Origin of the sequence: Devosia sp. 1566, assembly GCF_004005995.1 — a bacterium.
Taxonomy (GTDB): domain Bacteria; phylum Pseudomonadota; class Alphaproteobacteria; order Rhizobiales; family Devosiaceae; genus Devosia.
The window spans coordinates 1,619,408-1,646,097 of record NZ_CP034767.1 but is presented as its reverse complement, the minus strand read 5'-3'; the positions used below and the strand labels follow the sequence as shown (position 1 = coordinate 1,646,097).

The window sequence follows — 26,690 nt, the reverse complement described above, 5'->3', positions numbered from 1 at the left end:
GCCACGAGCGCAGCCCACTGCTTGATCACCATTTCGGAGGGAAAGTGTCTGGGAACACGGCGCCACAGCGAAAATGCCGCCCGCTGCTCCTGGCCGTATTTCGGATGGGGTCCATCCCTGCCGCTGGGGGGAGATAATCGCCCCACCGGGGTCATGATCTCGGGTTGGAGCGGGGCGGCCGGGCCTAAGGATTGGTCGGGGTGCCAACAAGTTGCAGGGCAGGACAAGCGCTTCCGCGACAATGTTTCGGGTTGCGCTGAGCTGCCACTCCAGTAACAAGCATCTGGTATCCCAGCCTCCCCCCAAAACTACTCAAAGGTGCCCGCCCGGACAATGACCCCGTCTGTTTTGCTGATCGCGGTTCTGCTCTTGCCCTTCATGGCTGCTATTGTCGCAGCGGTGTTGCCCTCAAATGCGCGGAACGCGGAAGCGTGGCTGGCGGGTGCCGTCGCGGCACTGGGCTTTGCCGCCATGGTCTGGCTGTTTCCCCAGATCGGCGATGGTGATGTGATCCGCCACGAGATCAGCTGGGTGCCGGCACTCAATCTCAATCTCGTGCTGCGGCTGGATGGGTTTTCCTGGCTCTTCGGGGTTCTGGTCACCGGCGTCGGGTTCCTTGTGGTGCTTTATGCCCGCTATTACATGTCGCCCAATGACGCGGTGCCGCGCTTTTTCGCGTTCTTTCTGGCCTTTATGGGCTCGATGCTGGGCCTGGTGCTCTCGGGCAACATCATCCAGATGGCAGTGTTCTGGGAGCTGACTTCGATCACTTCGTTCCTGCTGATCGGGTACTGGTTCCATCTCGGGCAGGCGCGCGACGGCGCCCGCATGGCCCTCACCGTCACCGGACTGGGCGGCCTGTGCCTGCTCGTCGGCATGCTGCTGATCGGCCATATTGTGGGCAGCTATGACCTTGATGTGGTGCTGGCTTCGGGCGATACGATTCGCAATCACCCGCTTTACCTGCCTACCTTGCTGCTGGTGCTGATGGGGGCGCTGACCAAATCGGCCCAGTTCCCGTTCCATTTCTGGCTGCCCCACGCCATGGCGGCCCCCACCCCCGTTTCGGCCTATCTGCATTCGGCGACCATGGTGAAGGCGGGCGTGTTCCTCCTTGTCCGCTTTTGGCCAGTCCTGGCCGGCACCGACCAATGGTTCTGGATTGTTACCTCCGCCGGACTGATCACCTTGGTCTTTGGGGCCTTCGTCGCCATCTTCCAGACCGATCTCAAGGGCCTGCTGGCTTATTCAACCATTAGCCATCTCGGCCTGATCACCGCCCTTTTGGGCATGTCGACCCCGCTCGCGACCGTGGCCGCGATCTTCCACATCGCCAACCACGCGACCTTCAAGGCTTCGCTGTTCATGGCGGCCGGCATCATCGACCATGAAACCGGCACGCGCGACATCCGCAAGCTGAGCGGCTTGTTCCGCTACATGCCCTTTACCGCCACCCTTGCGATGGTCGCCAGCGCCGCCATGGCCGGAGTGCCGCTGCTCAACGGCTTTTTGTCCAAGGAGATGTTCTTCGCCGAAACGGCGCAGCGCGACGCTAATCCCTTTGTCAACATTGCCCTGCCTGCTGCCGCCATACTCGGCAGCCTCTTTGCCGTCACCTATTCGCTGCGCTTCGTGCTTGGCGTGTTTTTTGGTCCTCCGCCGCAGGGCTTGACCAAAGTGCCGCACGAGCCCCCCGCCCTGATGCGCCGGCCCATCGAAATTCTCGTTCTGCTTTGCCTTATCGTGGGCGTAGTTCCCGGCATCACTATCGGCCCCTATCTGGCGGCGGCCGTGGTTTCCGTCACCGGCCCCGACACCCCTTATTACAGCCTCTCGGTCTGGCATGGCTGGAACTTTGCTCTGTTCATGAGCCTGATCGCCCTGGTCGGCGGCGCCCTGCTGTATTGGGCGCTCCACGCTTATCTGCAAAAGGGCATCGAAGGTCCCCCGCTGCTGCGCCGGCTCAAGGGCAAGCGCATCTTCGAGCGCATCATGCTTACCGTCACCTCCAAATGGGCGCGACGGCTGGAAAACTTGTTCGGCACGCGTCGGCTGCAGCCGCAATTGTTTCTGCTGTTTTTCGCCGCTACGGCAGCTGCAGCCGTCATCCTTGCCGGCCGTTTGGGACGGCTCGAACTGCGGCTCGATGGGTTCGATCCGGTGTTCGCCCTGCTTTGGCTCATCGGCATCGTTTGCGCCGTCACCGCCGCGCAGCAGGCCAAGTTCCACCGGTTGGTGTCGCTGGTTCTGCTGGGCGGCACGGGCCTTGTCACCTGCATGACCTTTGTTTGGTTCTCCGCGCCCGACCTTGCCGTCACCCAGCTCCTCGTCGAGATCGTCACCACCGTGCTGATCCTCCTCGGCCTGCGCTGGCTGCCCAAGCGGGTCGAGGACATGCGCGACGTGATGGTCCTGCGCCGAGCCCGCTTCCGCCGCTATCGCGATCTCGCCCTGTCGCTGGTGGCAGGCCTCGGCCTGGGGTTGCTTTCCTATGCGGTGATGACGCGCCAGCTCCCCAACGGCATTTCCGAGTTCTTCCTCGAAAACGCCTACAAGCTTGGCGGCGGCACCAATGTGGTCAATGTCATGCTGGTGGATTTCCGCGCCTTTGATACGCTGGGCGAAATCACCGTACTGGGCATTGTAGCCGTCACGGTCTTTGCCATTCTGCGCCGCTTCCGCCCTGCGGCCGACTCGATCGACAAGCCCGAGCAACAGTTGATCCAGAATGCCTTCGATGACCGGGCGCCCGAGCGCAGCCCGGGCGACACAGTCAATGAATACCTGCTGATCCCCGCCGTGATCATGCAGTGGATGTTCCCCGTCATCATCGTTCTGGCCCTGCACCTGTTCTTGCGCGGCCATGATCAGCCCGGCGGCGGCTTTGCGGCCGGTATCGTCATGTCGATCGGCTTCATTCTGCAATATATGGCCGGTGGCACGCGCTGGGTGGAGGACCGCCTTCGTATCCTGCCCGTCCGCTGGATCGGCAGCGGCCTGCTGCTGGCGCTACTGGTGGGCATGGCATCCTTCGTCTTTGGCTATCCCTTCATGACCACGGCATTCCAATATGCCGACCTGCCGCTGATCGGCCGGGTGCCCCTGGCAAGCGCGCTGTTATTTGACCTTGGCGTGTTCAGCCTCGTGATCGGCGCCACCGTGCTGATCCTGATTGCTCTGGCTCACCAGTCGATCCGTTCGCCCAAGCCCGCGCGGCGCCCCGTGCCGCCGGTGCCCGAAGCGGAAGTGTCGGCCGATGCACCGGTGGAGGCTCGCTGATGGAACTCGTTCTTGCAATCAGTATTGGCGTCTTGGCCAGCTGCGGCGTTTACCTGATGCTGCGCCCGCGCACCTTCCAGGTCATCATCGGCCTGTCGCTCCTGTCCTATGCGGTGAACCTCTTCATCTTCGCCATGGGCCGCCTCAAGATGAACGGCCCCCCCGTTCTGGGCAAAGATGGCGTGGTCGACCCCAGCCTTTATGCCGATCCCGTGCCGCAGGCCCTGGTGCTGACGGCCATCGTCATCGGCTTTGCCATGACGGCGCTGTTTCTTGTGGTGCTGCTGGCCGCGCGCGGCCTGACCGGAACCGACCATGTCGATGGGAGGGAGCGGCGGTGACCGGCTTTATCGATAACCTGATCATCCTGCCCATCCTGTTGCCCATGGCAACCGGTGCGCTGCTGCTGATGTTCGATGATCGCCTGCGCAATGCGCGGGCGCTGGTCAGCCTCGCCTCAACAGTCATGCTGCTGGTGGGCTCGGTCCTGCTCGTGATGCAGGCCAATGCCCAACCCACCGGCGCGCTCGCCGTTTACGAGCTTGGCAACTGGCCGGCCCCCTTTGGCATCGTCCTTGTAGCCGATCGCCTTTCGGCCATGATGGTGCTGGTGACCGCGATCCTTGGCATCTCGGCGCTGGTGTATTCCCTTGCCCGCTGGCACTCCGCGGGCAGCAGCTTCCACAGCTTGTTCCAGTTCCTCTTGATGGGCGTTAACGGCGCCTTTCTCACCGGCGACGTCTTCAACCTCTTTGTGTTCTTCGAGGTGATGCTGGCCGCCTCCTATGGTCTGGCCCTGCACGGCCAGGGCGCCGCGCGCGTCAAGGCCTCGCTGCACTATATCGCCGTCAATCTGGCCGCCTCCTTCCTGTTCCTGATCGGGGCGGCGCTGATCTATGGCGTCACCGGCACGCTCAACATGGCCGATCTCGCGAGCAAGGTCGCCAACATCGCCGAAATGGATCGGGGCCTGCTCGAAACCGGCGCCGCCATTCTGGGCGTCGCCTTCCTGATCAAGGCGGGCATGTGGCCCCTGGGCTTTTGGCTGCCCACCTCCTATGCAGCGGCCGCCGCACCGGTTGCGGCGGTGTTTGCCATCATGACCAAGGTCGGCGTTTACGCCGTGTTGCGGATCTCAACCCTCGCCTTCGGGGCCGAAGCGGGGGTTTCCGCTGGCTTCGGAAACACCGTTCTCTTGGTGGGCGGCCTTGCCACTCTCGCCTTTGGGACCATTGGCGTGCTGGCCGCCCAGACGACGTCCCGGCTCGCCGGTTACAGCGTCCTTGTCTCTTCGGGCACCCTGCTCGCCACCATGGGCATGGGCAATGCAGGCGCCACCAGTGGCGCGCTCTTTTACCTCGTCGTCTCGACCCTCGCCATCTCGGCCTTCTTCATGCTGGTGGAACTGCTCGACCGGGTGCGGATTGAAGGCGCTGATGTGCTCGCCGTCACCATGGAAGCCTATGGCGATGACGAGGAAGGTGATGAAGAAGACGAAATCGGCGTCGCCATTCCCGCGACCCTCGCCGTACTCAGCATCAGCTTTGGCCTTTGTATCCTGCTGATCGCCGGCCTGCCGCCGCTGGCCGGTTTTGTGGCCAAGGTCGCGATCATCTCCGCCATCTTCAACCCCGATGGCCTTACTCAAACCGCGCCCATTCCACCCTCCGCCTGGTGGCTCACCGCCTTGCTGATCTTTTCCGGTTTTGCGGCGCTTGTGGCGCTGACCCGCACCTGGATCAACACCTTCTGGGCCACCATGTCCGAACGCCCAGCGCCGGTCCGGGTGATCGAGATCGCCCCGGTGCTCCTGCTCCTCTGCCTCACTGTCGCGACCACCATCCTGGCGGGACCTGCCCTTAGCTACACCCAGGCCATCGCCGACCAGCTCTACACCCCCGCGCCCGTAATCGAGGAAGTGCTGGAGCCACCCGCGCCCGGTCAGCTGGTGGAGGTGGTGCCATGAGAAAGCTGCTGCCTTACCCCATCCTGTCGCTCAGCCTTCTGGTGCTGTGGCTGCTTCTGCAGCAGTCCCTTGGCCTCGGACAAATCCTGCTTGGCGCCGTCATCGCCGTGCTGGCCGCCCGTGCCTTTGCGGCGCTTGAGCCCCAACAGCCCCGCGCCCGCAGGCTCGGCAGCATTTTCCGGCTCGCCGCCTATGTGGTGGTTGATGTGATGCGCTCCAACCTTGCGGTCGCCAGCATCGTGCTGCGCGATCGGCACCACCAGCAAACCGCTGGCTTCGTCGTCATGCCGCTGACGCTGCGCGACCGCTCGGGCCTTGCCATTCTCGCCTGCATCATCACCGCGACGCCTGGCAGTGCCTGGCTCGAATATGACGCCGTGCATGCCACCGTGCTGATCCATGTGCTTGACCTCGTTGATGAAGCGACCTGGATCGACACCATCAAGAACCGCTATGAGCGTTTGCTGCTGGAGATTTTCCAATGAGCGCAGCCATTCTCCATTGGTGCCTGTTGCTGTCGCAATTGCTGGTCGGCCTCGCCTTGATCCTTGCCACCTACCGGATGATCCGCGGGCCCCGCGCGCAGGACCGCATTCTTGCGCTCGATGCCTTTTACGTCGCCGCCATGCTCATGCTGGTGCTGTTCGGCATCCGCATTGGCTCCAACATTTATTTCGAAGTGGCTCTGCTGATCGGGGCCCTGAGCTTTGTCGGCACCGTCGCCCTGGCCAAGTTCCTCATGCGCGGCGAGGTCATTGAATGAGCGAAATTCCTGTTTGGCTCGCGGTCCTGGTTGGCGGCCTGTCCATTCTGGGCGCCGCCTTCACCCTCCTGGGCTGCATCGGCTTGGCTCGCTTTGACAGCTTTTACGCCCGCATCCACGCGCCGACCCTGGGCACGAGCCTTGGCAGCATCGCGATTCTCCTCGCCTCGATAGTCTACTTCACCGTGTCGGCCCAGCGCCCGGCCGTGCATGAAGTGCTGATCCTGGTGTTCGTGTCGATCACGACGCCCGTTACCCTGATGCTGCTGGCCCGCGCCGCGCTGTACCGCGACCGCGCCGAACGCAGCGGCGACGTTCCGCCGCAATGGGGCCAGGATATTGTGGTGGAACGCACCGACACCCCGACCGAGGGATGAGTTCCCTTCGCTCTGCGCCGCTGCCCTCCTGAGCGGCACGGCGTCCCACACTGGCTTGACTTTAGTTCTGTTGCGCCTACCTTGGGTGCATGAACCCTTGTTTCAACATCCTCCACGCGTTTGCTCGCCGGGCCACTCCGGTCGAAGGATAGTTGCCCTAAGCCTGGCGCTTCGTCGCAAGGTTTAGGGATAGGGATTTTCCACAAGTCATTGTTATAGCTTGCTGCGCAGGGTCTTTTCAGATCTGGCGCTGCTTGCTGCTATTTACGCGGAGAAGCGTCATGCGCACCCACAATCTACGGCCTGCTCTCACGGTGGCCCAAACCGAACATCGTCAACTGCTGGCCCTCGCCGCTTCAGGCGGCGGCTCGCTAAGCGCTGCGGCCGAACGTCTCCTCGAGGAGATGGAGCGGGCCCGCGTCGTGCCCGACGCCAAGCTGCCCAAGGACATCGTGCGCATGGGCTCCACGGTTCAGTATCGCACCGACCAGGACGAGTTGGTCGAGGTCACCCTCGTCTACCCCGCCAAGGCCGATATCTCGCAGGGCCGCATTTCCGTGCTGACCCCCGTGGGCGCGGCGCTTATCGGCTTGCGCACCGGTCAGTCCATCACCTGGGAAACCCGCGACGCACGCAAGCATGTGCTCACCGTCATGTCCGTGGTCCAGCCCGTCGATGAACCTGCGGAGGCCTAGATGCGCCCTTCCTTCCCAGCGGTCCGGCAAACCCAAGCAAGACCTTTTCCCCTGATCCGCTAGGCATCGTCCTCCGGGTCAGGGGTCTCGTTTGCTGCCAATCCCCCTTGTTCTGGAGTTTCCCATGTCCGACCAGCTCGCGTCCGACCAACCCGAAATCATTTTGACCGCCAAGGATTTTGCCCTGCTGCAAAGCCTGTTGCACGAATATGGCGAACCCTTTGCGGGTGCGGCCGAAATCATCCGCCACAAGCTCAGCGTCGCCCAGGTCATGTTCCCGGCCGATATCCCCGCCAATGTGGTCACCCTCAATAGCCGGGTGCGCTTTCGCGTCGGCACCGCGCCCACCCAGGATCGCTCCCTCGTCGCGGGGCCCAGCGAAGAAGTCTATGGACTCACCGTGCTGCTGACCGTGCCGCGCGGCCTAGCCCTCTTGGGTGCAAAGGCGGGGCAAACCGTGCAGGCCCGTCGCCGCGACGGCTCGGTGGAAAATCTGGTGATCGAAGCCGTACTGTTCCAGCCCGAGCGCCGGCGCTCTTCGCCACCCTTGCAGGTCGTCGCTCGCAACGAGGCCACACCCTCCCCGCTCGCCCCCCGCAGCCCGTCCTCGCGCTTCGTGCCTGCGGGCTTGGGCGGCGGCGACGATCCCGGCCCGAGCGCCGCCTGATCACCCAAGAGGCACAACCACACTTCAATCATCTGGAGGATGACATGGGTATTTTCGGATCCGATCTTCCCCCCATCATGGTGGGTGAAGCCGATCGTCACGATCTGCTGGTTCTGGCCATGGGCGGCATCGGCCACAGCCCCGACCAGGCCGACGACCTGCTCTACGAACTCGGCCGCGCCAAGCTCGTCGCCGACAAGCGCCTCCCGCCCGATGTGGTGCGCATGGGTTCGCGCGTGGTGGTCAGCTTCAACGGCGCGCCCCCGCAAAGCGGTGTGCTCTCCTATCCCCGCCAAGAAGGGCGCGAGCGCATCTCGATCTTCTCACCCCTCGGCACCGCCCTAATCGGCCTGCGCGCCGGCCAATCCATGCGCTGGACCGACCGCACCGGCCAGCAACACGAAATCCGGCTTTATTCGGTCAGCAATCCTGGCTAACCCGCTCGGGGGCGGCACCCCGCCCCGGCTACCTTGGCTGGGATAGCCGCCCTCGCCCTTCGAGGCCGCTACGCGGCACCTCAGGATGAGGGCTCATCGAGGTCCCGCAACCGACCAGATCTATCCGAAGCCCTCATGGTGAGGTGCGTAGCGTAGCGTAGCCTCGAACCACGAGGGCGGCCAACACCAGTCCCCGCGGCGCCACCCCCCACAAACTTATCCCCGCCCCCGAAAACCTCAGGCACAATCCCCCTTGTTCCCGGGCAAGCTGCGCGGTCGCGACGAACGGTCGGTGCGGGAATATCGGATGAGTTTGGGGTCGCCCAAGCTCCTTCGGGACGAGGATGATCCGGGACCGATTTCATTCCCCGGTCCATGAAGCTTCAGGGCTTCTGGCGTTTGGCACGGGTCTAGCCACGGACGGTCCTCACCGAAGAGTCTCCGATGGAGCATGGGGCGAAGCTTGCTTCACCTTCTATCTTCCGCCGGACGACCGGCACCGAGGCGAACTTCGCCCCATGTCGCAGTTCTTGCTGCGATGCCCGCCTGCCTCATACCCGCACGGTCCATGGCCGGTGCGGCTTTAGCTGCACCGGCACGGTTTGGCCGGCTGGCAGCAGGCACCAAGAAGTCGCCTGCTGCCCTGCCGCGCCGACTACCAGGGGCGCTCTTCCAGCGCCACAGTCTTGTCCATGGGCATGCCCAGCTTTTCATAAAAGGCGCGGCGCATGCGGCGGTCCTTGTCCTGCACTCTCCAGGCCCGCTTGGCGACTTCCTCGCCGTCTTCGTGCGGGATCACGACAATGCCGTCGTCATCGGCGATCACGCCGTCGCCGGGGCGGACATAAACGCCGCCGCAGGTGATCGGCTTGCCCATGGAAGACAGTTCCAGCCGCCCGGCCATGTGCCGCATGGAGCGAACCGAGCAGAAAACGGGATCCTTCTGCATGATGCATTCGCCCGTGTCCCGGCAGGCGCCGTCGATAACGAAGCCCACTGACCCTTTCACCCGGGCATCGAGCAGATTGTTGGAGCCAAGCAAGCCGCAACGCGACTGCTTGGTATCGATTACGTGCACTTCGTCGGGCGCTCCAAAGCTGTGCCCCGCCGGCCAAAGCGCTTCTGGATGGCTGGAGCGATCCTCGTGGCGCTTGTATTGCCGGTCGTCAAATTCCTCATAGGTCATCGCAGGGATGTGGCGGTTGATGATGTTGAATTCGGCAGTGCTGGCAATCCCAGCAAAGAACACGCCCGGAAACAGCGGCCGCAGCCGCGGGTCCATCTCATAGGTGTTCATATAGCCCATGGAGTCGAGCGCGTCGGTGACGTCTGATGTACGTACCTTTCGAAGGATCTCGAGAGTACTGGAGCTGATAGCCATCATTGTTTCCTTTGCTGCTGGGATTGCCACGGTGCTTGCACGCCGCGGGCGGTTTTCAGTCGAGAATGGAGAGCCCGCTCTCGCCGTCGAAATAGTGCATGCGGGTGGTGTCGAGGCGGACCGTCACGGTTTGCCCTAGCCGCACCTGGCATTTGGCCGGGAACCGGGCGACGCAGCGCGATTTCCCCTCCTGCACCTTGATCTCATCAAGACTATCGGAGCTGCGAATATCGGCTGCCGGCGCATCGATGCCGAAATGGACGATGACGTCCGAGCCAAGCGCTTCCACGAGGCTCACATCCGCGGTGATTGTATCGGCAGCGCCAGCCTGATCCGCTCCTGCTTCGGCGATGTCCTCGGGGCGGATGCCCACGACGACTCGCTTGCCGGCATAGCGGCGCAGCCCCTGATGCTCAGCCAGGCTTTGCGCTGGCATCGGGATCAGATAGTTGCCCAGGCGTACGCCCAAACCATCGCCCTGCCCTTCCAGCGTCGCCCAATAAAGGTTCATGGTGGGCGAGCCGATAAAGGCGGCCACGAAGGTGTTAGCGGGCTTGTTGTAGATGTTGCTCGGCGTGTCCACCTGCTGCAGCACACCGTCCTTGAGCAGCGCCACGCGGTGGCCCATGGTCATGGCTTCCACCTGGTCGTGGGTCACGTAAACGGTCGTGACGCCCAGCCGGTGCTGCAGCGAGGCTATCTCCGCGCGCATCTGCACCCGAAGCTTGGCGTCGAGGTTGGACAGCGGCTCGTCCATGAGAAAGACGGCCGGCTGGCGCACAATGGCTCGACCCATCGCTACACGCTGGCGCTGCCCGCCTGAAAGCTGGCCCGGTCGGCGCTTGAGATAATTCTCAAGCTCCAGAATGCGCGCTGCTTCCTGCACCCGCCGGTCGACTTCATCCTTGGGCAGCTTGGCGATCTGCAGCGGAAAGGCGATGTTGTCGTAGACCGTCATATGCGGATAAAGCGCATAGGACTGGAAGACCATGGCAATGTCGCGGTCCTTGGGATGGGTGTCGTTGACGAAATCGTCGCCAATCCACACTGCACCATCGGTGATTTCCTCGAGGCCCGCGATCATGCGCAGTGCGGTGGACTTGCCGCAGCCTGACGGGCCGACCAGAACGAGGAACTCCCCATCCTCGATGTCGAGTGAAATACCGTTGACCGCCCGCAGCTGGCCGCCGGCATAGGTCTTGGTCAGATTCTGAAGCGTTACGCTGGCCATGATTTACTCCGACCGGATCACTTGAAGCCTTGGGTAGCGATGCCCTTGGTGAGCAGACGCTGCGAAGCGAGGAAGAAGCCGAGAACCGGACCGATCGACACCAGCACCATGGCGAACAGCCCGCCAAACGAGGATGAGCCACTGCTGGGGTCAAGGAACAGCCGCAGCGCCACGGGCACTGTCATGCGGTCGGTGTCGGTCAGGTAGATCAGCTGGCTGAAAAAATCGTTGTAGGTATTGATGAAGGTGAACACCGCCGTTGTCGCTAGCGCCGGCATCGACAGCGGCAGGATGATGCGCCAGTAGCGCTGCCAGTAGGAGGCGCCATCAACCACCGCCGCCTGCTCCAGCTCGCTGGGCAGCGAACGCATGAACTGCACCATCAGGAAGATGAAGAAGGCGTCGTGCGCCAGGAACTTGGGCACGATCAGCGGCAGTATGGTGTTCACCCAACCAATATTGAGAAAGAAGATGTATTGCGGAATGAGCTGCACATGGATGGGCAGCATCATCGTGCCGAGCATGATCCCAAACAGGATCCACTTGCCCCGGAACTCCAAGCGGGCAAACGCATAGGCAGCCATGGAACAGGCCAGGAGATTGCCGACAATCGCCAGCGCGCAGATGATGAACGAGTTGATGTAGAACTGCGTGAAGGTCAGATTGCCGTACAGATTCCAACCGCGGACAAAGTTCTCAAACGTCCAGTTGGTTGGTATGAAGCCCATGTCCCCAAAGATCTCGGCTTCCGGGCGCAGCGCGCTGAACACCATCCAGATCACCGGATAAAGCATGATCCCGAGCAGCGCGATCAGCACCAGGTGCAGTCCCAATCCCTTGATCCGGCGCCAGTTCGCGCGCCGCCGGCGTTCCAGTTGCAGCAGTTCGGGATCATAGGTTTTAGCGGTCGCCATAGAACACCCAGAAGCGCGAGGACCAGAACAGCAGCGCGGTCGCGATGCCGATGGCGATCAGCAGGATCCAGGCCATCGCCGAGGCGTAGCCCATCTGCAGTTGCTGGAAGGCCTGCTGGTAGAGATAGAGCGAGTAAAGAAGCGTAGAATCCACCGGGCCGCCGCGGCCATTGGAGACGACAAAGGCCTGGGTGAAGGACTGGAACGAGTTGATCAGCAGCAGGACGGTGTTGAAGAAGATCACGGGCGTGATCAGCGGCAAGGTGATGCGGTGGAACCGCTGCCAGGCATTGGCGCCATCGATGGAGGCCGCCTCGTAATAGGAGTCTGGGATTTGCCGCAGGGCGGCAAGAAAGATCACCATCGAGGCGCCAAAGGTCCACACATTGAGCGCGATAACGGATGGCAGCGCAAAGGTGGGATTGTTGATCCAGCCGCGGCCGGCAATGCCGAACCAGCCCAGCATGTGATTGACCACACCGCGTTCGCCAAAGACTTCCTTCCACAGCAAGCCGATGCCGACACTCGCACCGATCAGCGAGGGCACGTAAAACAGCGACCGGTAGATTGAGAGACCGCGCAAGCCCCGGTTGAGAAATACAGCGACCGTCAGCGAGAACAGCAGCACCAGCGGCACGGAAAAGCCGACATATTTCAGCGTCACCCAAATGGAGGTGACGAAGCGCCGGTCCGAGGTGAAGAGGCGAACATAGTTCTCCAGCCCAATCCAGCTCGGCCACCCGATCACCGCATAATTGGTGAAGCTGAGATAAAGCGAAGCCAGCATCGGCAGTGCAGTAATGAGGATAATGCCAGCGAGCCATGGCGCTAGGAAGAGGTAGGCGGCTCGGTTCTCCGCCTTCCTGAACGCCGAGCCCGTCCGGTTCTGGGGTATCGTGCGCACCGGGCGCCCAACCTCCGCGACGGGCAGAACCGGATTGTTTGCAGCATCCAACATGCTCATGTGAACTCACCTCCCGTCAGGGTCTAAGCCGCCGGAGCAATGCCGGGGACAGCCTAATCCGGCGCTTGTTCCACCGCTTGGGTGCGGACCGGATCAGCGGTCCGCACCGCGAGTGTCTAGGTCAGCGTGCTGCCTGATCGAGCTGCTGCTGCAGTTCGGCGATCAGCTGGTCAGCACCCTCTTCTACGCTGAGCTGACCGAAAGCCACCGCGTCATAGGTGCGGTTGAGCACATCGGTCATCGCCTGGTAGCCGCCGGCAGGCCAGAACACGGGCTTGGCCGTATCCACCACCTGGTCATAGAGCTCGATATGGCGCACCTGGGTGGGCTGAGTGTCGGGGTCCTGCGCCTGGGCAGCGGCGAGTTCGGGAATGGCCACCACGCCATTATCGGATTCATAGATGCCCGCCGCTTCCGGATCCTGGGTCCAGAAATTGATCCATGCCGCCGTCGCCGGAATATTCTCAGCGGCGCAACTGGCGCCAATGGCGATGCCGTTGGAGCCCAGATCCATGCCTACTGTCCCATCCTCGCCAACTGGATATGGCCGGGTGTTGATGGTAGCGCCAGGGTTGACCGTATTGGTCACCGTCTGCACCGAACCGAGTTGGTTGGGTGGACGATTGGTGGCGTAGCCACGGCCATTGGCGAGGTTCGATTCCTCAACGAGAGCGCTGTTCTCGCTGATCATGCCCTCAGGTGACTCGGTCACCCCTTCGTTGCGCAGGGTTTCCCAGTACTCAAACCACTCCATCGCCAAATCGCGAGAGAACGCGACCTTGGAGCCGTCGAACACCTTTTCGCCGTGCGATTGCACCCAAGGAACAAAGGCGTCGGGCTCACGCCCCATATTATGGGTCGCAACTGCGCCTTCCGGCAGGGTTGGCTGGACGGCGCGCAGATGGTCGGCATATTGCGTCCAAGTATAGGGCCACTCGAGTGGCTCCACGCCGGCCGCGACTGCATTTTCGAGCATCTGCTCGTTGTACATGAGGGCGAAATAGAACACCCCGTGCGGGATCATATATAGATTGCCGTCCGCACCCCGGGCCGCATTCATCACCGCCTCAGGTATACCCTCGACGTTGAGCGTACCATCAGCGACCATCTCGTCGAGCGGCAGCAGGATGTCCGGACGAGCATAGGTCGCCAGCCAGCGGGATTGCATGGTGATCGCGCAAGGTTGGTTGTTGCCGGTCGACTGGATGGTCAGGCGTTCCCAATAGGGGGCAAAGTCCGCGTTTTCGCGGGTTATGCTGACGCCCGGGTTCTTTTGCTCAAACAGCTGGATGATCCGGTCGGTCTTGTCGTTACGAACCTGGCCACCCCACCAGCTGAAGCGAATGTCGCCCGTTAAGCCGCTGTCTTGCGCACCGGCGCCGGTGGGCACTGCCGCCAAGGCCAGAGCCAGCAGCGAGGTCGCAATCAGCGGCCGGACCGTCTTAGTCAAAAGCGTCTTCGGCATAAGTTCCTCCCTTTGCATTCAGTTGTGCCCACAAGCCAAGCGCGCGGCATCGTGAGCCCGCTTGCGCTTTCTGTGGCGATAAAGCTCTCCTCCTCAGAACCGCTTTATCCTCAACACCTGAGCATTCTTGTATGCAAGAAACCGAGGAGTCAACGTCTATAAGATCATAATTTTATACCCTGCATCGACGGCGGAGATTCTTATCCAGCACTGAGCTGGCGGCACCTTCCTGTGCAAAAAGCTAGTGGGACTCGTAACTGTCTCTTAGAGAACACTTACGAGCCAGCAACCGGCTTTTGTATGCAATCCAAGCTCATGAGACGAGGTCGTCCGGCCGCTTCATGAACCAATCCCATCTAGAAATATCGAGCGTTTCGAACACACCTTGTGTCCAGTACGGATCGGCACGGGCGAACCGCTCAGCCGTTTCCTGATCTGCGGCCCGCATTACGATCATGCTGCCGATGGGCTCGCCCGCAGGGTCCAGGTACGGACCGGCGAGCACCAGATCATCCCCGAGCGCCGCGTAGTAGGCACGGTGCTCGGACCGGAATTCAAGCCGGCCTTCAATCCCTCCGGGTTTGTCTCGCCCGCTTACAATGAACAGCATGGACCTATTCCTTGCGATCAGCGTCCTGGTAGAGACGCGAAACCGAGGCGCCATCCTCCATCTCGTTGCCGGCCTCCACATATCTCCGGTACTGGCTAACAGCGACCTGGATCAAAGGCAGTTCGAGCCCCAACTCATCCACGTAGTGGGCGACGGATTTCAGGTCCTTGTCGACCTGACGGGCGTAGCTGCGCGGCGGATCGAAATCCTCGGCGCTCATCTGGGTGTAAATGCGCTGCAAAATCGCACTGTCGGCGAGCCCACCCTTAAGACATACCGGCAACAAGTCCGGATCGATCCCGGCCGCCCGGCAGGCGGCGAGAACTTCGGCCATGAGGATATAGTTGGCACCGACAATTGCCTGGTTGAGGATCTTGGTCTTTTGGCCCGAACCGAGCTCGCCCATATAGGTCACGTTCTGACCCATTACCCGTAGCAGAGCCTCGGCTTGGTGGAATGCCTCCTCGTTCCCTCCAACCATGACGGTAAGCTCCCCGTCGCGGGCGGGCTTTGGCCCGCCGGAGACGGGCGCATCTAGCCACTCGGCCCCGACCTCCTTCCTGAGCCGCTGGCCCAGTTCCAGGGTTGCGTCTGGAGAGGTGGTGGAAAGGTCGATGAGGACGCTGGCCCCAGCGCCAGCCTTGGCAAAGCCGTCCTCCCCGAAGCAAACACTTTCAATGGCATCGTCGCCTAGAACGCAGACCAGAACAGCGTCGGAGGCCCGCCAAACCTCGGCCGGTGATTGCGCCCACTGAGCGCCGCTATCCTTCACCCGGTCGTAGTAATCTGGCTCAAGGTTCCACACCGTGAGCTCATAGCCTTGATCGCGCAGCCGTTGCGCGATCGGCGCGCCCATGATGCCTAGCCCAACCAGCCCCAGGCGCATCTTCTTGGTATTGTCCGGCATGCTCAATTCCCTTCGGATAAATCGATGCGATAAAAGCGGGCCGCATTACCGCAAAACAGCAACTCCTGATCGGCGGCAGGCAGGTCCGCAACGCTTTGGCGGAAGCCATCAAAGATCGTGGCAAAGCTGGCGACGAGGCTGTCGACGGGGAAATTGGAGGCGAACATGCAGCGCTCCACGCCAAAAATCTCGATCGTCTCGCGAATGATCGGACGATTGACCTCCACCGTCCAGGGCTGCTCCTTCTGACCGAGACCCGAAATCTTGACTGCGACATTGGGGCACCCCGCTGCCTCTCGCATGGCGGCGCGCCACCCGTTAAGCCCGCTGTCGCTTCGATCCGATGGCAGTCCGGTATGATTGATGATGATTTGCGTTTGCGGGAAAGCCCGCGCCAATTCGGCAGCTTCTGGCAGGTGCCACCACGGCGTTTGCAGGTCGAAGCTCAGCCCGTTGGGTGCCAGCATGGCAAAGCCTCGGCGGAACGCCGAATCCCCCATGGAACCGGGCGCCCCTGCCACCACCTCATCGGGCCGCGTGGCTGCTTTGGGCTTGTGTCTGATCCCCCGCGCAAATGGAACCTGCCCTAAGGCCCCCAGCACCTGCTCTGCATCCTCGCGGTCGAGCCAGGCCTGCGCGACCATGACGCTCGGCAGCCCTTCTCGACCTCTTAGATCCTCGACCCAGGCCACTTCCCCCATGGGATCCTCGGGGTTCCACTCAGTCTCGATGAACACGCTGCCGGCAAGCTCATAGCCTTCGGCATCGCGCCGATAGTCGGGGGGCATGTAGTTGCGCTTCAGGGCATCGTAATTGCCGTAGCGGAAACTCACGGGTTTGTCGGCCAGCCACGGAAGATAGTTGGCGTCCAGATCCCAGAAATGCTGGTGCGCGTCGAGAATCCGCACGGTGTCCTCCCCGATACAAAAGGGACCGGTCGCGCCGGCCCCTTCCCTTCGCCTCAGGCGCCAAGCTCGGCGTAGAAGTGCTCGATCGCGTCGGTATCAACAGTCTCGTCATGGGCACGCCCAAGGACATCATAGCGCCGGCGGCGCGCATTCATGTCGGCCAGCAGCACCGCTTTGGCATGCAGTGCCACCTGCTTGGCGATCTCGATGGGCACCACCACCAGCCCGTCATCGTCGCAACCAACAATGTCGCCCGGACGAACCTGAGCGCCACCGATGCCGACGGGCGTGTTGAGTTCCACCACTTCGATGCGACCGGGTATGATGGTGCGCCCGCGCTCGCGGCAGACCATTGGCGTTTTTTGCATGGTGACTTCACCGGTGTCCCGGCAGTGGCCATTAGTGACAATTCCCACGGCGCCGCCGGCCTGCAGGGCCAGGACGTTCTCTGAGCCAAAAAAGCCTACTTCGTTGGAGCTGCCGACGTCCGTCACCACCACGCATCCGGGCTTGAGGAGATCGGCGAGACCCCGCCCATTGTGGCCATAGCGGTTGAACCAGAGCCCATGGGCACCAACGATTTCCTCGGTTGTTTGCAATGGCCACATTGGCTTGTTTGCCGGCACGCAGCGCTGCGTAACAGCAGGACCCCAGAACTTCATGCCCAGCCAGAGCGGCCGGATTTCCTGCGACACCAAGCCGATGTTGAAATAGCCCAAGCCATCCATCGCATCGACGACATCGACCACACGGAGCGGCTCGAAATAGCGGCGGACATGGTAGGGATCCACGGCGTTGCCCTGGGTGTCCTTTGGCTCATAGCTCGACATGAGAAATCCTTGCTGGCGCAGGCTGCTGCGCCGCCACAAAATTGGTGTGATTTGGCAGGGCTCCTCCCCAGCCACCATCATTCTTGTATGCAAGAGTCGGGTGAGTCAACGGCTCACTTTGACTTTTTGTGTGCCGAGAAAAACCAGCACAGGCTCACCTGATCGGCGAACCCTCGTGCACGATCACCAATACAGAAAAGATGCGCTTTAGTCGCCGGAGCGCTGCAGGAAGGGCAAGCTGTTCACGAAGTGCTCACGAGTAAGCTGGTTGAGCTGTTTACCGTCCCGCGCCGCGAGGACCGTGAACATCTTGGTGTGTTCGAACAGCGCACCGGTCCATCGCCCAGTGTCTAGATTGGCAAGCGCCCGAGCTCGTTCCACTCGGGGCACAAGGGACTGCCACACCGAATACAGCACGGGATTGGCTGCGATCTCGACGGTTCTCCGGTGGATTTCCTGGTTGATCCGCATATAGGGCGCACGCTCCTTGCGGGTGTGATAGTCCACCATCTCGGCCAACAGGCGGCCGATCTCGGCGATTTCCCCCTCGGTGATCCGCTGGCAAGCCAGTTCTGCTGCCAACCCTTCCACTGCGCCGAACACCACAAACAGGTGCTCCAGATCAGGCGCGTGCAACTGCGACACCAATACGCTTCGATTGGGCAGCAGATCCACGAGACCCTCTGCAGCAAGGGTGCGCAATGCCTCCCGTACCGGGGTGCGGGATACGCCAAGCTGCTCGCAGAGTTGGAGCTCGCGTAGGCGCGCTCCTGGCGGCAACTCGCCGGATAGGATCATGCTCCTGAGCCGGGCTGCCGCTTCTGTATGCAAATGCCCCTTGCGGCGACTGCCGCCGTCGGTGGCAAGCTCCGGTAACTCAGCGAAATCAGCATCTTTGTCCATGCTTGCTCGTATGCAAATCCATGGAAAAAAGCAACATCGGGCACCTGCCCCCTTGATTTCCACAAAACGGCAGTCTTGTATGCAAGATTAGGAGGCCGGCGATCAGGCTCGCTGCATCGTCTTGCCCCGTGGAGGGAGGAACTTATGTCGCAAGGTGCCGAACCGGTGCAGCCCAGCGAGGCTTCCGCACATCTGCCGCCGCTAACCGGCCTGCGCGTACTTGATCTGAGCCAGGTTATGGCGGGCCCGTTTTGCTGCATGCTGCTGGGCGACATGGGTGCCGATGTAATCAAGGTGGAACCGCCCGGCGTGGGGGACCAAACCCGCAAGTCCATGGGCTTTCGCATGAAGGGGGAAGACAGCCCCGGCTTTCTTGCCCTCAACCGCAACAAACGCAGCATAACCCTTGATCTGAAAACCGAACACGGACAGCAAGTGCTGCACCGGTTGGTGGAAACCGCCGATATTCTGGTCGAGAACAGCCGTCCGGGCGTCACCAAAAAGCTGGGGGCGGATTACGACACCCTTTCACGCATCAATCCCCGCCTGATCTATGCCAGTATCTCGGGCTTTGGGCAGACCGGCCCCTGGTCGCAACGGCCGGGCTTTGATCTGATCGCGCAGGCGATGGGCGGCATCATCAGCGCGACCGGCATCCCGGGAGCGGAGCCAGTTAAGTCGGGTATTCCCGTGGGCGATCTCGGCGCTGGCATGTTCGCCTGTTACGGCATTTTGTCGGCTGTGATCGGCCGCGAACGCACTGGCCGCGGGCAATATGTCGATAGCTCATTGCTGGACGCGGCGCTGTCGCTCTCAGTCTGGGAAAGCACCGAATACTGGGCCACCGGCAAATCGCCCGGTCCGCTAGGGACCGCGAACCGCATGAGCGCCCCCTACCAAGCCTTTGCCGCCTCCGACAACAACTTCGTGGTCGGCGCAGCCAATCAGAAGCTGTGGTTGATCTTTTGCGACGTGATCGGCCGCCCCGAACTCAAGAGTGACCCGCGCTATGCTGGCGCGGTCGACCGCGTGAAGCTGCGCAGCGAACTGGCCGACGAACTGCGGCCGACCTTCCTCACCCGCACAGCGAGCGAATGGGTGGATATGTTTCTTGCCGCTGGCGTTCCCGCCGGTCCGATCTACGATTACAGCGTCGCCCTTGACAATGAACATGTGCACCACCGCAAGGCCGTGATTGAAATTGATCACCCGGTGGAGGGCAGCTTCAAGGCGCTGGGCTTTCCCGCCAAGCTTTCAGATACGCCCGCCAGTGTCAGGCGCCCTCCCCCCTTGCTCGGCCAGCACAACGACGAGATCCTTACTGAGTTGGGCCTGCTTGAGCCCCAACCAGCTGGGGGAACTTCCGCGTGAGCCAGGACAATAACCTTGGGCAAGTCCGGCTTGAGCGAGAGGGCGCTATTGCCCGCATCCTCTTTGACCGGCCTACCGCCCACAATGCCTTTACCTGGTCGATGTGGGAAGAACTGGACGCCGTTTTGGCGGAGGTCAGCGCTGACCCTAATTTGCGGGTCGTTACTTTGCGCGGCGCAGGGGGCAAGGCCTTCGTTGCCGGCTCGGACATCGCCCAGTTCCGCGACTTCACCGGTGGGCAGGACGGGATCGCCTACGAAGCCAAGATGAACAGCTATTTCGAACGGCTTCTAGCCGTGCCGATACCCACTGTGGCCATTGTGGATGGTTGGGCTGCGGGTGGCGGTCTCAATCTCGCGGCCTGCTGTGACATTCGCGTCGCCAGCCGCCGCGCGAAATTCGGCAGCCCTATCGCCCGCACCATCGGCAACTGTGTCTCCATGCAGACCTATGCACGCGTGCTGAATGGCTTTGGCGAGGCCCGGGCAAAGCGCATGCTGCTCTTGGCCGAGTTCATCGACGCCGAAGAAGCCTTTGCCAGCGGGTTCCTGGCGCGCCTGGCCGAGCCCGAGGCTCTGGATGCCGTTGCCGATGAAGTAGTGGCCCGCCTGCTTGAAAACGCGCCTCTGACCCTGCGCGTCAGCAAGGCCGCCTTCGGCCGCATCCTCGCGCGCGACATCGATCCAGCTGACGATCTCATCTCGCTTATTTATGGCAGCGAGGACTTCCGCCGGGGCGTCGAAGCCTTTGTGGAGAAAACCAAGCCGGAATGGCTGGGCCGCTAAAGGCTAAGGGAGGAATAATCGTGACCACTGCAGAAGGCCACGCAAAGGTATGGGCCAAGCTGGACCTCATCTTCCAGGCCGCCAGCAGCTTGTCCAATCCGTACGCAGACGTTCTGGTGTGGGTTGATCTGGAAGGGCCCGGTTTTGCCAGGAGAGTTTATGGTTTTTGGAATGGTGGCAACGAGTTTGTCGTGCGCGTGCTTGCCACTGCGCCGGGCGAATGGCGCTGGGCCAGCGGCAGCACCCCGGCGGATGCGGGTCTTTCCGGCAGAAGCGGCAGCTTCGTTGCCGAAGCTTGGAGTTCTCAAGAGCTTGAGGAGAACCCCAATCGCCGCGGCATGGTCGCCGCCACGCCAGATGGACGAGGCTTGCAATATAACGATGGCACGCCGTTTTTTCTCCTCGGCGATACCTGGTGGTCCCTGCCCAGCTTCCGCTTCCCATTCGCTGACAGGCTAGCATCCCCCGGCCTGCTCGGTCCCCAGTCCACCCTCAATGACTATGTTGCCTTCCGGAAGGCGCAGGGTTTCAACTGCGTTGGTCTGATCGCCGCGCAGCCCGCCTGGGCCAATGACGGCGCACCCAACAGCCTGCAGATGCCTGATGGAACTTGGGTGCGCGCGGCCTGGAAGCAGCCCGGCACACAGTCAGCCAAGGATATGCACAATGAAGGGGGCCGCCCGTTCGAGTTTCCCGGCAAGGTGCCCGGTTTCGAGCAGATCTTTCCCGACATGGACCGGATCAACCCGGAATACTTCAAGGCACTCGATCGCAAGATCGACTACCTCAACGAACAAGGGATCGTCCCCTTCATCGAGTTCTCGCGTCGAGACGCCGGCCAGTGCTGGCAGAAATTCTACGACTGGCCGGAATCCTATAGCCGGTACGTGCAGTATCTGATCGCCCGCTATGGCGCCAATATCAGCCTGCTTAGCCCGATCCACTACGACTATTTCGAGCAGACCATCCCGGCCGAAGACTACAACATCCCCATCAAGCTGGCGCTTGAACGCTATGGCAAGCCGCCCTTCGGCAATATGCTCACCGCCAATCCTAATCCCTCTACCCTGGTCAATTTCGGACCGGGCAGCTGGGTCGATCTGCATCAGTCGGGCAATGTGCGCGAGCACTACACCTACTGGTATCTCACCGAAATTTTCGAAACCGAGCGAAAGCCTGCCATCAATGGCGAGCCCTATTATGCCGGCCTGCACCAGTTGGGCCAGCCCTACCCTTTGCGCGTGCCGCCCGACAGCGAAGACGACCGCATCTATGTGCGATCGGGCCTTTATGGCAGCTTCCTATCCGGGGGGTTGGCTGGCTTCATCTATGGCGCGGAAGGCATCTGGCAGTCTGACATTGAAGAGCAATCGCTCCACAAGATGTGGGACAGCTTTGGATGGCACTCGGCCGGGGAGGTCCAACACCTCAAGAGCTTTGCCACTGTGTTGGGCCAGCGCTACCTGGAGCTCGAACCCGATGTCGAACTGATCGTGCCCAATAAGACCGGGCCGGGATTTGCCTACAAGGGCTGGAACTATTGCGCCCGCACCCAGGATCGCTCTTGGTTCATGCTGTATTTCGAGGCCGACGCGCCGATCGAGGCAAAGCTCCGCGGCGTCACCGCCGGTGACCGTTACCGCCCTCGCTTTTTTGATCCGCGCAGTGGTCAATGGAGCGAACCGGGCGAGACCATCGAGGTTCCCCGCAGTTCTGTCCTCCCCCTACCTCCTCGCCCCGACAGCAGCGATTGGGGCATGATGCTCGAGCGCGTTTAGCGCCAATCCTTCCTCCCAAGGAAGAAGCGCCGAACCCTGCAAGGTTCGGCGTTTTCTTTTGTCTTACGGCAAAGACAAGAGGCGCCCGCAGGCGCCTCCAAACTCATTGCTTCGGCTTCACTTGCGACCCAGCCGCTTCATGAAGTCCTCCCGGTTCTTGCGGTATGGATGGGCTGGCATATCTGGGAACATGGACTGCGTTGATTCATCGGGCGCGATGCCAAGCGCCTCGAACAGCATGCTCCGGTCATAGCGATCATTCTCGGATTCCTGCTTGGCGTAATAGATTACGTCCTCGATTACGTCCTGCGGCACCACAATGGCCCCGTCGCCGTCGGCCACCACCAGATCGCCTGGCCGGACGGTTGCGCCACCGATCTCCACTGTCGAATTGGGTTCACCGAATTCAACGCGCCCCTGATACATGGGCTGCACCACCCAACGGTGCCAGCACGGCATGGCCTTTTGGTACAGCTGCTCGTCGGTGTCTCGTGCGCCACCATTGGTCAGCACGCCCTTGACCCCGCGCGCAGCCCAAACCATCGAATCCATCGAGCCGATCGCCGGCGTCTTTTGCCCCAGCGTGTCAATCACCAGGAAGTCGCCTTCGCCGACCTGCTCGCGAAAATCTCCCATGTTCCAGAGCTGGCTATACCAATATTCATAAGCCCATTTGGTGTAATCGGCCGGTGACAGTTCCGGCACCCGGATCTGAGTGGGGATATGCTTGTAGGTCTGCGCGAACCCGGCCGCTTTGGTCCGGTAGAGCGGCCGGATCTCGGGATCGACCGTGCCCACATGATGCAAGCCCACCCAATCCATGCCATCGCGAAGATCGGTCACCCTGAGCTTGGCGACGGTATCCAGAACTTCCCTGCGCTTGTTGGCGTCCATCCAATCCTCCCTTTGCAATCAACGATCAGGCGCCGCGTGCCCGGTCCATTTCGGCGAGCTTTTCTACCCGGCGGCGGAATTGCGGTTCGGTGCTGAATTGCGCCGCCAGGAAGGCACGCGTGACCTCGGCGGCAATCTGTGGACCCACGATCCAGGCGCCGATGCACAGCACATTGACGTCGTCATGCTCCACGCATTGGCGAGCCACGTAAGTGTCATGGGCGACCGCTGCGCGGATGCCCGCCATCTTGTTGGCGGCGATGCACGCCCCCGCCCCTGTTCCGCAAACCAGAACCGCACGCTCCACCTTGCCCGATTGAATGAGACCCACGGCCTCACGGGTCACATCAGGAAAATCCACCGGCTCTTCGGAAGTGGCGCCAAGCGCGATTACCTCGTCGCAGTGTTGCGCCAGCAACTCGCGAATAAATCCCTTCATGGGAAAACCTGCATGATCCGCGGCTAGAGCAATGGCCTTGCGGCGCCGAATTGCCGGGCCGCTCGCGGCCAGAGTTTCGCTCATCTGGGTCTCTCCTCTGTTCCCAAGTGATCTGGCCATGGTATTACCAATTTGGCACGAAGAGTACTGGCGGACAAGCGTGCCTTGACACCACGTATACGGGCGGCCATTCGCTTGAAAAAGCTTGGGGGCAGATGATGGACGCAGCGCTGACGCGGCAGGACGAACCCGAGGCCAAGGGCTACGAGAAGGTCTTCGCCTTTGTGCGTGACCAGCTTTTGTCGGGTCAGCTCAAGACTGGCGATCGCCTGCTGCCGGAGCGAGAACTCGCGACCCGCCTTGGCGTCAGCCGTCCCGTGATCCGTGAAGTGCTGCGGGGGCTTGCAGCCATCGGTGTGATCGATATCCGCCATGGATCGGGTAGCGTGGTGCGGCAGCCCGGCTTTGCCGAACTAGGTGACCTCTTCACCATGATGCTGGTGCAGCAGGCAGAGGTGGTCGAGGATGTCATGGAGGCGCGTATTGCCATTGAGCGACAAGCCATTCGCCTGGCCTGTTCACGCGCCACTCCCGCCGACCTGCAGGCCCTCCGGCAGGCCTTGCAGCGGATCGAGGAAACCGTTGATGATCCCCTTATTGGTGGCGAAGCCGACTTTGCCTTCCATGCCGCTTTGATCGCGGCGGCCCATTCCCCAACACTTGCCAGCCTTCATGCCGCAATTGCGCTGCTGCTGCGCCGCTCCCATTTTCAGCGTCGCGCCCGCATCACCGACCAGGCCGGCATCGAGGTCTATCTGATCGAGCATCATCGCGACCTGCTCGCGGCAGTGGTTGCCCGAGATGCCGACGGCGCTGATCGCTTGCTGATGCACCATTTCGAAATCGGTTCCGAATTCCAGCGCCGTGCCGCCGCTCGTTGATGCCGCCGGCCATCACGCGGGCCGCCGAAGGCCAGGTCAGACATAGGTTAACGCGTTCATTTAACCTAGGTAGTAGAACGGTCAAGTTGTTGATTGATCTTGGTTAGTCCGGCAACTCCGCCTGCCCGCGGTCCGTTGATCGGACATGAATACGACTATCGCCGAACCCTGCCGTAAAGCCTTCCTGATCGTCGATGATGAGCCACTTGTTCGGCTCGAGCTTGGAGACATTGTCCGCGATTGCGGCTTGGACGCCTGGGAGGCCGCCAACACCGCTGAAGCTTTGGCCATGCTCGAAGCGGACGCGTCCAAGGTGATCGGGTTGATCACCGATATCAACATGCCAGGCACCCGCAGTGGGATTGTTCTGGCCAACCATGTCGGCTGCATCTGGCCCCATATCAACATCATCGTCGTGTCGGCGGTTCGCCGGCCACTGCCGGGTGAATTGCCGTTTCTGGCGAAATATCTCGCCAAGCCGGTGCCGGCCACCAAGCTCGTATCGACCATACACGAACTGGTCCCGCACTGAGCCGATGGGCGTGACCGACAGCCAGCCGTTCTATCGCGCCCACCCGGTGCTCGGGCGCGACCTCACCCTTTGTTGGAAACCAAGCCATGCGGGATCAGTCCCTCCAGTTTTTACGCGATCTGGTGCAAACGCCTTCCCCGAGCGGTTATGAGCAGCGCGTTGCCCAGCGCTACCGCAGCTATGTCGAGCCGCTTGCGGACGCGGTGTCCGTTGACCTGCATGGCAACGTCATTGCCGCTCTCAACCCGGCCGCATCCACCAAGATCATGCTGGCCGGCCACATGGACGAGATCGGCTTCATCCTCCACTATATCGGCGAGGAGGGGCTGCTGTATTTCAGCGCCATCGGCGGGCATGACAGCGTCATCCCGGTTGGCCAGACGATGTGGGTCCACGGCCGCAACGGACGCGTTGCCGGCGTTGTTGGTCGCAAGGCCATTCACCTGATGGATCCGGACGAGCTCAAGGAAAAGCCCAAGCTCAAGGAGCTCTGGATCGACATCGGCGCCGGCTCGCGGGCCGAGGCGCAAGCGGTGGTCGCGCTTGGCGACGTGGTCACCTACCAGCAGGAATTTCAGCCATTGCTGGGAGACCGGGCGGTCGGCCGCGCTTTTGACAACAAGGCGGGCCTGTTTATCGTGGCTGAAGCCCTCCGGCTGCTGGCGGAGCACGGTGGCCTCCACCCCGAGGTCGGCGTTTATGCGGTGGGCACCGTGCAAGAGGAGATCGGTTCGCGCGGCGCTCGCACCGCCGCCTTCGCCATTGCGGCGCAAAGCGGGATTGCCGTGGATATGGAGCATGCCATCGACTACCCTGGGGTGAGCCCGTCCCAGCACGGGCAACTCGAGCTGGGCAAGGGCCCCACGGTGTCCCTCGGCGCCAACACCAATCGCGTCCTGTTCGACCTGGTGGCGCAGGCCGCCGAACGGGAAGCTATTCCCTACCAGGTGCAGGTCGTGCCGGGCGCCACCCCGACCGACGCCAACGCCTTGCAGCTCAACCAGGCCGGCATGGCGACCGGCCTGCTCGGCGTCCCATTGCGCTACATGCATACGCCGGGCGAGGTGGTCAGCCTCACCGATGTCGAGCATTGCGCGCGCTTGGTTGCCGCTTATTGCCGGATGGTCACGCCGGAAACCGACTTCACCCCGCGCTAAACGGGGGATCCCGGTTAGGAAAGCTTTTCGACCTCGCCCCCATCCTCGACCCAGTCCTTGAAGCCACCAAGGTTAAACACCTGCTGATAGCCCATATCCTTGAGGGTCTTGCCGGCAAGGGCCGAGCGGCCGCCGGAGGCACAGTGCAGGATCACCGGGCGGTCCTTGGCCAGGTTGGAGTCATGATATTGCGTCGCCTCGTCGGCGCGAAACTCCAGCATGCCACGCGGGATGTGGACCGACCCCGGGATTTTGCCGCTGGCCTGCAGCTCGGGCATGTCGCGCACATCCACGATCACCGCATGCTCTTCGGCAACCATCCGGCGCGCGTCCTCGGGCGATATCCGTGGCACTTCCGCATTAGCCGCCGACAAAAGCTCTTTCACATTGGTCGTCATCGCGTCCTCCTCTTGATCAGGCACAACCTACGCCTCTGCGCCATCCGAGGCCAGTCACCCGAACGGGGAGCCTACCCGCCCGGCGACCACTGCCACCT

General features: G+C 61.9%; 28 protein-coding genes. 15 read left to right on the top strand and 13 right to left on the bottom strand.

Going from position 1 to position 26,690, the window contains the following annotated elements; translation table 11 throughout:
* Positions 1-333 precede the first annotated feature (333 nt).
* The 9 genes from ELX51_RS08080 to ELX51_RS08040 all read left to right on the top strand — a co-directional run bounded on the left by ELX51_RS08080 (position 334) and on the right by ELX51_RS08040 (position 8,184).
* Positions 334-3,279: a monovalent cation/H+ antiporter subunit A gene (locus ELX51_RS08080; protein WP_127753032.1), complete on the top strand. Its 2,946-nt coding sequence runs from the start codon at positions 334-336 to the stop codon at positions 3,277-3,279.
* Positions 3,279-3,620, top strand: a complete 342-nt coding sequence (locus ELX51_RS08075; RefSeq protein WP_127753031.1) for a Na+/H+ antiporter subunit C — start codon at positions 3,279-3,281, stop codon at positions 3,618-3,620. Before ELX51_RS08080 ends, ELX51_RS08075 begins: the two co-directional genes overlap by 1 nt.
* Positions 3,617-5,245, top strand: a complete 1,629-nt coding sequence (locus ELX51_RS08070) for a monovalent cation/H+ antiporter subunit D (RefSeq protein ID WP_282567574.1) — start codon at positions 3,617-3,619, stop codon at positions 5,243-5,245. Before ELX51_RS08075 ends, ELX51_RS08070 begins: the two co-directional genes overlap by 4 nt.
* The gene (locus ELX51_RS08065; RefSeq protein WP_127753030.1) at positions 5,242-5,730 is read left to right on the top strand and encodes a Na+/H+ antiporter subunit E; all 489 of its coding nucleotides are present in this window, start codon (positions 5,242-5,244) and stop codon (positions 5,728-5,730) included. Before ELX51_RS08070 ends, ELX51_RS08065 begins: the two co-directional genes overlap by 4 nt.
* On the top strand, positions 5,727-6,008 hold the full coding sequence (locus ELX51_RS08060) for a K+/H+ antiporter subunit F (RefSeq protein WP_127753029.1): 282 nt from the start codon (positions 5,727-5,729) through the stop codon (positions 6,006-6,008). Before ELX51_RS08065 ends, ELX51_RS08060 begins: the two co-directional genes overlap by 4 nt.
* Positions 6,005-6,385, top strand: a complete 381-nt coding sequence (gene mnhG / locus ELX51_RS08055) for a monovalent cation/H(+) antiporter subunit G (RefSeq protein WP_127753028.1) — start codon at positions 6,005-6,007, stop codon at positions 6,383-6,385. Before ELX51_RS08060 ends, mnhG begins: the two co-directional genes overlap by 4 nt.
* 281 nt (positions 6,386-6,666) lie before the next feature.
* Positions 6,667-7,080 (top strand): nucleoside diphosphate kinase regulator, encoded by a 414-nt coding sequence (rnk, locus tag ELX51_RS08050; protein WP_127753027.1) that lies wholly within the window; start codon positions 6,667-6,669, stop codon positions 7,078-7,080.
* A 124-nt stretch (positions 7,081-7,204) separates the two neighbouring features.
* Entirely contained in the window at positions 7,205-7,747 is a 543-nt protein-coding gene (locus ELX51_RS08045) for a nucleoside-diphosphate kinase (protein WP_127753026.1), read from the top strand.
* 44 nt (positions 7,748-7,791) lie between these two features.
* Positions 7,792-8,184 (top strand): GreA/GreB family elongation factor, encoded by a 393-nt coding sequence (locus tag ELX51_RS08040; protein WP_127753025.1) that lies wholly within the window; start codon positions 7,792-7,794, stop codon positions 8,182-8,184.
* A 655-nt stretch (positions 8,185-8,839) separates the two neighbouring features.
* On the opposite strand, the gene ELX51_RS08035 is transcribed toward ELX51_RS08040, so the two are convergent.
* From ELX51_RS08035 to ELX51_RS07990, 10 genes are all read right to left on the bottom strand, one after another.
* A complete protein-coding gene (locus ELX51_RS08035) occupies positions 8,840-9,565 on the bottom strand; it encodes an RraA family protein (protein WP_164854802.1) in 726 nt (241 codons plus the stop codon).
* Between the two features lie 55 nt (positions 9,566-9,620).
* The gene (gene ugpC, locus ELX51_RS08030; RefSeq protein ID WP_127753023.1) at positions 9,621-10,796 is read right to left on the bottom strand and encodes a sn-glycerol-3-phosphate ABC transporter ATP-binding protein UgpC; all 1,176 of its coding nucleotides are present in this window, start codon (positions 10,794-10,796) and stop codon (positions 9,621-9,623) included.
* A 17-nt stretch (positions 10,797-10,813) separates the two neighbouring features.
* Positions 10,814-11,710, bottom strand: coding sequence for a carbohydrate ABC transporter permease (locus tag ELX51_RS08025; protein WP_127753022.1), 897 nt, complete (start codon positions 11,708-11,710; stop codon positions 10,814-10,816).
* Positions 11,697-12,674: a sugar ABC transporter permease gene (locus ELX51_RS08020; protein ID WP_164854801.1), complete on the bottom strand. Its 978-nt coding sequence runs from the start codon at positions 12,672-12,674 to the stop codon at positions 11,697-11,699. Before ELX51_RS08020 ends, ELX51_RS08025 begins: the two co-directional genes overlap by 14 nt.
* A 121-nt stretch (positions 12,675-12,795) precedes the next feature.
* The gene (locus ELX51_RS08015) at positions 12,796-14,139 is read right to left on the bottom strand and encodes an extracellular solute-binding protein (protein WP_164854800.1); all 1,344 of its coding nucleotides are present in this window, start codon (positions 14,137-14,139) and stop codon (positions 12,796-12,798) included.
* Between the two features lie 313 nt (positions 14,140-14,452).
* On the bottom strand, positions 14,453-14,749 hold the full coding sequence (locus ELX51_RS08010) for a YciI family protein (protein ID WP_164854799.1): 297 nt from the start codon (positions 14,747-14,749) through the stop codon (positions 14,453-14,455).
* Between the two features lie 4 nt (positions 14,750-14,753).
* Complete coding sequence (locus ELX51_RS08005) at positions 14,754-15,656, bottom strand: NAD(P)-dependent oxidoreductase (protein ID WP_127753019.1); 903 nt, start codon at positions 15,654-15,656, stop codon at positions 14,754-14,756.
* A 2-nt stretch (positions 15,657-15,658) separates the two neighbouring features.
* Entirely contained in the window at positions 15,659-16,564 is a 906-nt protein-coding gene (locus ELX51_RS08000; RefSeq protein ID WP_127753018.1) for an amidohydrolase family protein, read from the bottom strand.
* Positions 16,565-16,617: 53 nt separating this feature from the next.
* Positions 16,618-17,394: an RraA family protein gene (locus ELX51_RS07995; RefSeq protein WP_127753017.1), complete on the bottom strand. Its 777-nt coding sequence runs from the start codon at positions 17,392-17,394 to the stop codon at positions 16,618-16,620.
* Positions 17,395-17,601: 207 nt separating this feature from the next.
* Positions 17,602-18,297, bottom strand: a complete 696-nt coding sequence (locus tag ELX51_RS07990) for a GntR family transcriptional regulator (RefSeq protein WP_127753016.1) — start codon at positions 18,295-18,297, stop codon at positions 17,602-17,604.
* Between the two features lie 144 nt (positions 18,298-18,441).
* Here ELX51_RS07990 and ELX51_RS07985 point away from each other — a divergent pair, with 144 nt between their 5' ends.
* Genes ELX51_RS07985 through ELX51_RS07975 form a run of 3 tightly spaced genes read left to right on the top strand, consistent with a single transcriptional unit; the run spans position 18,442 to position 22,231 of the window.
* A complete protein-coding gene (locus ELX51_RS07985) occupies positions 18,442-19,668 on the top strand; it encodes a CoA transferase (protein ID WP_127753015.1) in 1,227 nt (408 codons plus the stop codon).
* A complete protein-coding gene (locus tag ELX51_RS07980; protein WP_127753014.1) occupies positions 19,665-20,453 on the top strand; it encodes an enoyl-CoA hydratase in 789 nt (262 codons plus the stop codon). Before ELX51_RS07985 ends, ELX51_RS07980 begins: the two co-directional genes overlap by 4 nt.
* A 20-nt stretch (positions 20,454-20,473) precedes the next feature.
* Entirely contained in the window at positions 20,474-22,231 is a 1,758-nt protein-coding gene (locus ELX51_RS07975) for a DUF4038 domain-containing protein (RefSeq protein WP_164854797.1), read from the top strand.
* A 117-nt stretch (positions 22,232-22,348) separates the two neighbouring features.
* On the opposite strand, the gene ELX51_RS07970 is transcribed toward ELX51_RS07975, so the two are convergent.
* Both ELX51_RS07970 and ELX51_RS07965 read right to left on the bottom strand, forming a co-directional pair.
* Positions 22,349-23,125: an RraA family protein gene (locus ELX51_RS07970; RefSeq protein ID WP_127753012.1), complete on the bottom strand. Its 777-nt coding sequence runs from the start codon at positions 23,123-23,125 to the stop codon at positions 22,349-22,351.
* A gap of 25 nt (positions 23,126-23,150) precedes the next feature.
* On the bottom strand, positions 23,151-23,648 hold the full coding sequence (locus tag ELX51_RS07965; protein ID WP_127753011.1) for an RpiB/LacA/LacB family sugar-phosphate isomerase: 498 nt from the start codon (positions 23,646-23,648) through the stop codon (positions 23,151-23,153).
* A 131-nt stretch (positions 23,649-23,779) separates the two neighbouring features.
* Here ELX51_RS07965 and ELX51_RS07960 point away from each other — a divergent pair, with 131 nt between their 5' ends.
* The 3 genes from ELX51_RS07960 (at position 23,780) to ELX51_RS07950 (ending at position 26,194) form a co-directional block, all read left to right on the top strand.
* Positions 23,780-24,505, top strand: coding sequence for an FCD domain-containing protein (locus ELX51_RS07960; protein WP_248305286.1), 726 nt, complete (start codon positions 23,780-23,782; stop codon positions 24,503-24,505).
* 145 nt (positions 24,506-24,650) lie between these two features.
* Positions 24,651-25,037, top strand: coding sequence for a response regulator (locus ELX51_RS07955; RefSeq protein ID WP_127753009.1), 387 nt, complete (start codon positions 24,651-24,653; stop codon positions 25,035-25,037).
* Positions 25,038-25,123: 86 nt separating this feature from the next.
* Positions 25,124-26,194 carry a M20/M25/M40 family metallo-hydrolase gene (locus ELX51_RS07950; protein WP_127753008.1) on the top strand — a complete coding sequence of 357 codons (1,071 nt, stop codon included), beginning with the start codon at positions 25,124-25,126 and terminating at the stop codon, positions 26,192-26,194.
* 14 nt (positions 26,195-26,208) lie between these two features.
* On the opposite strand, the gene ELX51_RS07945 is transcribed toward ELX51_RS07950, so the two are convergent.
* Positions 26,209-26,592, bottom strand: coding sequence for a rhodanese-like domain-containing protein (locus ELX51_RS07945; RefSeq protein ID WP_127755216.1), 384 nt, complete (start codon positions 26,590-26,592; stop codon positions 26,209-26,211).
* Between the last annotated feature and the right edge of the window lie 98 nt (positions 26,593-26,690).

Bases quoted from the DNA above. Each gene is read 5' to 3' on its own strand.
- ELX51_RS08080 (WP_127753032.1), top strand. From the start codon at position 334: ATGACCCCGTCTGTTTTGCTGATCGCGGTTCTGCTCTTGCCCTTCATG.
- ELX51_RS08075 (WP_127753031.1), top strand. From the start codon at position 3,279: ATGGAACTCGTTCTTGCAATCAGTATTGGCGTCTTGGCCAGCTGCGGC.
- ELX51_RS08065 (WP_127753030.1), top strand. From the start codon at position 5,242: ATGAGAAAGCTGCTGCCTTACCCCATCCTGTCGCTCAGCCTTCTGGTG.
- ELX51_RS08060 (WP_127753029.1), top strand. From the start codon at position 5,727: ATGAGCGCAGCCATTCTCCATTGGTGCCTGTTGCTGTCGCAATTGCTG.
- mnhG (WP_127753028.1), top strand. From the start codon at position 6,005: ATGAGCGAAATTCCTGTTTGGCTCGCGGTCCTGGTTGGCGGCCTGTCC.
- rnk (WP_127753027.1), top strand. From the start codon at position 6,667: ATGCGCACCCACAATCTACGGCCTGCTCTCACGGTGGCCCAAACCGAA.
- ELX51_RS08045 (WP_127753026.1), top strand. From the start codon at position 7,205: ATGTCCGACCAGCTCGCGTCCGACCAACCCGAAATCATTTTGACCGCC.
- ELX51_RS08040 (WP_127753025.1), top strand. From the start codon at position 7,792: ATGGGTATTTTCGGATCCGATCTTCCCCCCATCATGGTGGGTGAAGCC.
- ELX51_RS08035 (WP_164854802.1), bottom strand. From the start codon at position 9,565: ATGGCTATCAGCTCCAGTACTCTCGAGATCCTTCGAAAGGTACGTACA.
- ugpC (WP_127753023.1), bottom strand. From the start codon at position 10,796: ATGGCCAGCGTAACGCTTCAGAATCTGACCAAGACCTATGCCGGCGGC.
- ELX51_RS08025 (WP_127753022.1), bottom strand. From the start codon at position 11,710: ATGGCGACCGCTAAAACCTATGATCCCGAACTGCTGCAACTGGAACGC.
- ELX51_RS08020 (WP_164854801.1), bottom strand. From the start codon at position 12,674: ATGAGCATGTTGGATGCTGCAAACAATCCGGTTCTGCCCGTCGCGGAG.
- ELX51_RS08015 (WP_164854800.1), bottom strand. From the start codon at position 14,139: ATGCCGAAGACGCTTTTGACTAAGACGGTCCGGCCGCTGATTGCGACC.
- ELX51_RS08010 (WP_164854799.1), bottom strand. From the start codon at position 14,749: ATGCTGTTCATTGTAAGCGGGCGAGACAAACCCGGAGGGATTGAAGGC.
- ELX51_RS08005 (WP_127753019.1), bottom strand. From the start codon at position 15,656: ATGCCGGACAATACCAAGAAGATGCGCCTGGGGCTGGTTGGGCTAGGC.
- ELX51_RS07995 (WP_127753017.1), bottom strand. From the start codon at position 17,394: ATGTCGAGCTATGAGCCAAAGGACACCCAGGGCAACGCCGTGGATCCC.
- ELX51_RS07990 (WP_127753016.1), bottom strand. From the start codon at position 18,297: ATGGACAAAGATGCTGATTTCGCTGAGTTACCGGAGCTTGCCACCGAC.
- ELX51_RS07985 (WP_127753015.1), top strand. From the start codon at position 18,442: ATGTCGCAAGGTGCCGAACCGGTGCAGCCCAGCGAGGCTTCCGCACAT.
- ELX51_RS07970 (WP_127753012.1), bottom strand. From the start codon at position 23,125: ATGGACGCCAACAAGCGCAGGGAAGTTCTGGATACCGTCGCCAAGCTC.
- ELX51_RS07965 (WP_127753011.1), bottom strand. From the start codon at position 23,648: ATGAGCGAAACTCTGGCCGCGAGCGGCCCGGCAATTCGGCGCCGCAAG.
- ELX51_RS07960 (WP_248305286.1), top strand. From the start codon at position 23,780: ATGATGGACGCAGCGCTGACGCGGCAGGACGAACCCGAGGCCAAGGGC.
- ELX51_RS07955 (WP_127753009.1), top strand. From the start codon at position 24,651: ATGAATACGACTATCGCCGAACCCTGCCGTAAAGCCTTCCTGATCGTC.
- ELX51_RS07950 (WP_127753008.1), top strand. From the start codon at position 25,124: ATGCGGGATCAGTCCCTCCAGTTTTTACGCGATCTGGTGCAAACGCCT.
- ELX51_RS07945 (WP_127755216.1), bottom strand. From the start codon at position 26,592: ATGACGACCAATGTGAAAGAGCTTTTGTCGGCGGCTAATGCGGAAGTG.